The 3,550-nt window shown below is 66.1% G+C and carries 4 protein-coding genes and 1 pseudogene; 3 read left to right on the top strand and 2 right to left on the bottom strand.

Going from position 1 to position 3,550, the window contains the following annotated elements; all coding sequences use genetic code 11:
* Positions 1-128: pseudogene (locus EOA28_RS40505) on the top strand (polyprenyl synthetase family protein); the annotation flags it as partial.
* A 7-nt stretch (positions 129-135) separates the two neighbouring features.
* On the opposite strand, the gene EOA28_RS28990 reads toward EOA28_RS40505, so the two are convergent.
* Positions 136-732, bottom strand: a complete 597-nt coding sequence (locus EOA28_RS28990) for a TetR/AcrR family transcriptional regulator (protein WP_245490138.1) — start codon at positions 730-732, stop codon at positions 136-138.
* A 120-nt stretch (positions 733-852) separates the two neighbouring features.
* On the opposite strand from EOA28_RS28990, the gene EOA28_RS28985 reads away from it, so the two are divergent.
* Both EOA28_RS28985 and EOA28_RS28980 read left to right on the top strand, forming a co-directional pair.
* A complete protein-coding gene (locus EOA28_RS28985; RefSeq protein WP_127251051.1) occupies positions 853-1,611 on the top strand; it encodes an SDR family NAD(P)-dependent oxidoreductase in 759 nt (252 codons plus the stop codon).
* Positions 1,612-1,689: 78 nt separating this feature from the next.
* Entirely contained in the window at positions 1,690-2,724 is a 1,035-nt protein-coding gene (locus EOA28_RS28980) for an aldo/keto reductase (protein WP_127251050.1), read from the top strand.
* A 24-nt stretch (positions 2,725-2,748) separates the two neighbouring features.
* Here EOA28_RS28980 and EOA28_RS28975 read toward each other — a convergent pair.
* Positions 2,749-3,550: ATP-binding cassette domain-containing protein (locus EOA28_RS28975; RefSeq protein ID WP_148670914.1), on the bottom strand; the 802-nt coding region annotated here is incomplete at its 5' end.

The following is a 3,550-nucleotide window of genomic DNA, read 5'->3' as shown; positions in this document are numbered from 1 at the left end:
GCCCCGACTGGGTGCGTGGCCAGCTCCACGGCCTGATCGACCAGGCGCATGCGCTGCTCGATCCCTATGGCGAGCAGGCAGGGTTGCTCAAGGAGGCCGCGACTTTTGTCGCCACGCGCAACAGCTGACGACAGGCTATCGGACGCCTGAAGATGCTTTCTTGCCATAGCGGAGGCCGTCGACCAGCAGGGCGACCATGCGCTGGGCTTGATCGGCGCCGCTCAGCCTCGCGATGGCGTTGAGCAGGTCCCCTGCATCGACATCGCCCCGGATTTCCCCCGCGGTCGCCGCGGCATGAAGCAGTTGGCCGAGGGCGGGCTCCAGATTCTGCTGGAAGTACAGCGGCAGCGGTTCGAAGACGGAATCTCCCGAATGCAGCGCTTCGGCCAACCCGCGCTTGGTCGCGATAAAGGCCACGTAGCGCTCAATCCATTTCAACAAAGCCTCGCCAGGCTCATAGCTGGCCGCGAGGAGAGGCGCGGCGGCGGCGCAGGCATCGATTTCACGACGAAACACCGCAGCCACGAGATCGGAGCGCCGCGGGAAGTGCCGATAGACCGTACCGACCCCGACCCCCGCCTTCTCGGCGATCTCGCGCACCGGCGCATCGACGCCTGAGGTCGCGAACACCGCCTTGGCCGCCTGCAGCAGCGCGTCGAGGTTGCGCTGGACGTCGACCCGCACGCGCCGGTCAACGCCCTCCGCCACCTCATTGTGCCGTTTCCCGCTCACCAAATACCTCTTGAAAAACGGAACAATGTTCCGTATTTGTGAATCGGAACACTGTTCCGTATCCGCCAACATAGTGCAAGGCGGCGGCTGTGACAATCAATCGGACGACAGGAGACGATCATGCCGGACACTCGTATCGCGCTGGTGACTGGAGCAAATCAAGGAGTCGGCCTGCAGGTCGCAAAGGAACTCGCGGCAAACGGGGTCACCGTGCTTGTCGGATCGCGCAATCTCGAGCGCGGCGAGGCGGCGGCGAGCGAGATCGGACCGGGCGCCATTGCGCTGCAGCTCGACGTGACGGACCAGGACTCGATCACCGCCGCGGCGGCGCGTATCGGCGACGAATTCGGCCGGCTCGACCTGCTCGTGCAGAATGCCGCGATTTCGAACACCGGACGCCGGCCGGACGCGACGGTCGAGGACCATGCCAGATTGACCCGCCCGAGCAACGTCTCCCTCGATGAAGTACGCGCCGTGTGGGAGACCAACGTCTTCGGCGTGCTTGCCGTTTACCAGGCAATGCTGCCGCTGCTGCGCCGGTCGGCGGATGCCCGCATCGTCAACGTGTCGAGCGGCGTCGGCTCGCTGACCTCCAACGCCGACCCTGCCTTCGGCTATCGCGCGTTGTTCGGCCCGGTCTATCCGGCCTCCAAGACGGCGCTCAACGCCATAACGCTCGCGATGATGATTGAGCTCGAGTCGACAGGCATCAAGGTCAACCTGGTCTCGCCGGCCTACACCCGCACCCACCTCAACAACTACGGCGGAACGGAGTCGGTCGAGGACGGTTCGCGCGAGGTGGTCCGTGTCGCCCTGCTCGGTCCGGAGGGTCCCTCGGGGACGTTCACAAGATGGGAAAATGTGACGATCCCTTGGTGACGGCAGATCGAACATGGTCGGCAGCGCAGCTTCTGCCGCAGGCCGCTTGGCGGCGCGTCGAATTCAAGGAGAATAGCCATGCAGTACCGTACGCTCGGACGAACCGGCATCAAGGTCAGCCCCTATTGCCTGGGCGCAATGATGTTCGGCGGCATAGCCAATGCCGATCATGACGATGCGATCCGCATCATCCACAAGGCGCTGGATTTCGGCATCAACTTTGTCGACACCGCCGATCGCTACAGCGCCGGCGAATCCGAGCAGATCGTCGGCAAGGCCCTGAAGGGGCGCCGCGACAGCATCGTGCTTGCCACCAAGGTCCACGGCCCGATGGGCGATGATCCCAACAGGCAGGGCAATTCGCGGCGCTGGATCACCCATGCGGTGGAGGACTCGCTCAAGCGCCTGCAGACGGACTACATCGACCTCTACCAGATCCACCGTCCTTCGCCGGACACCGACATCGAAGAGACGCTTTCGGTGCTTACCGACCTGGTGCGGGCGGGAAAGGTGCGTGCCATCGGCTCCTCGACCTTCCCGGTTTCCGAAATCGTCGAGGCGCAGTGGGTCGCGGAGCGGCGCGGCCTCGCGCGCTTCCGCGCCGAGCAGCCGCCCTATTCGATCCTCGACCGGGGCATCGAACGCGACACGCTGCCGACCTGTCAGCGCTACGGAATGGGCGTGCTGGTCTGGAGCCCGCTGTCCAAAGGCCTGCTTACCGGCCGCTACCGCAAGGGGCAGCCGCTGCCCGAGGGCGGCATACGAGCGAAATTCATGCCGAGGCAAATGTCCGATGAGCGGAGCCTCGATGTGGTCGAGCAGCTGATTCCGCTGGCGGCCGAAGCCGGCATGTCCCTCACTCACATGGCGATGGCGTTCGTCATGGCGCATCCCGGCGTGACATCGGCGATCCTCGGCCCGCGCACCATGCAGCATCTCGACGACCTGCTTGCCGGCGCCAACATCCCCCTGGCCGACGACGTCCTCGACCGCATCGACCGGATCGTTCCGCCCGGCACCGATGTCGGCCTGAACGAGGCCGCATACAATCCACCGGCTCTGACCACCGCCAGCCTCCGCCGCCGTCCAGCCGCGGAACGGGCGGCGGTATGAGCGCGGCGACGCGTCGGGACGACGTCAGTTCTGCACGTTCGCGGCGCGTGGATCGGGAATGGGCACGGCGGCGATCAGTTCGCGCGTGTAATCCTCCCGCGGCGACGACAGCACCGCGCGGCGCGGGCCGGCTTCGACGATGCGGCCGGCGCGCATGACGGCGACGTCGTGGCTCATGCGCTCGACCACCGCCATGTCATGCGAGATGAAGAGATAGGCTAGGCCCAGCGTCTCCTGCAGCTCCAGCATCAGGTCGAGCACGCGAGCGCGCACTGACACGTCGAGCGCGGCGACGCTTTCGTCGGCGACGATCAGCTTCGGTTCCAGCGCCAGGGCGCGTGCGATGCAAATGCGCTGGCGCTGGCCGCCTGAAAATTCGTGCGGATAGCGCGAGGCGTGATCGGCTTCGAGTCCGACCCGCGCAAGAAGCGAGGCCACTCGTTCGCGCCGATCGTCCCTGCTGCCGATGCCGTGGATGACGAGCGGCTCGGCGATGGCGGCTCCCACTGTCATGCGCGGGTCGAGCGAGGCGTAGGGATCCTGGAAGATCATCTGCGCGGCGCGGCGCACCGGCCGCATCGCGGCCGCGGAGAGGCCGTGAATGGACGTGCCGCCGATGATCACCGAGCCGGCGAAAGGAACAAGGCCGAGCACGGCCTTGCCGGTGGTGGACTTGCCGGAGCCGCTCTCGCCGACGAGGCCGAGCGTGCGGCCCGGCCTTATCTCGAAGGAGACATCCTGCACCGCCGGCGCTTCCGAGGCGCGGCGGCGGAACAGGCTGGAGGAGGCGCCGTAATCGACGACAAGCTTCTTCACCGAAAGCACG

It is taken from the genome of Mesorhizobium sp. M2A.F.Ca.ET.067.02.1.1 (assembly GCF_004023285.1).
Lineage (GTDB): Bacteria > Pseudomonadota > Alphaproteobacteria > Rhizobiales > Rhizobiaceae > Mesorhizobium.
Note: the sequence above shows the minus strand (reverse complement) of the source record. Positions and strands in the feature narration are given on the sequence as shown.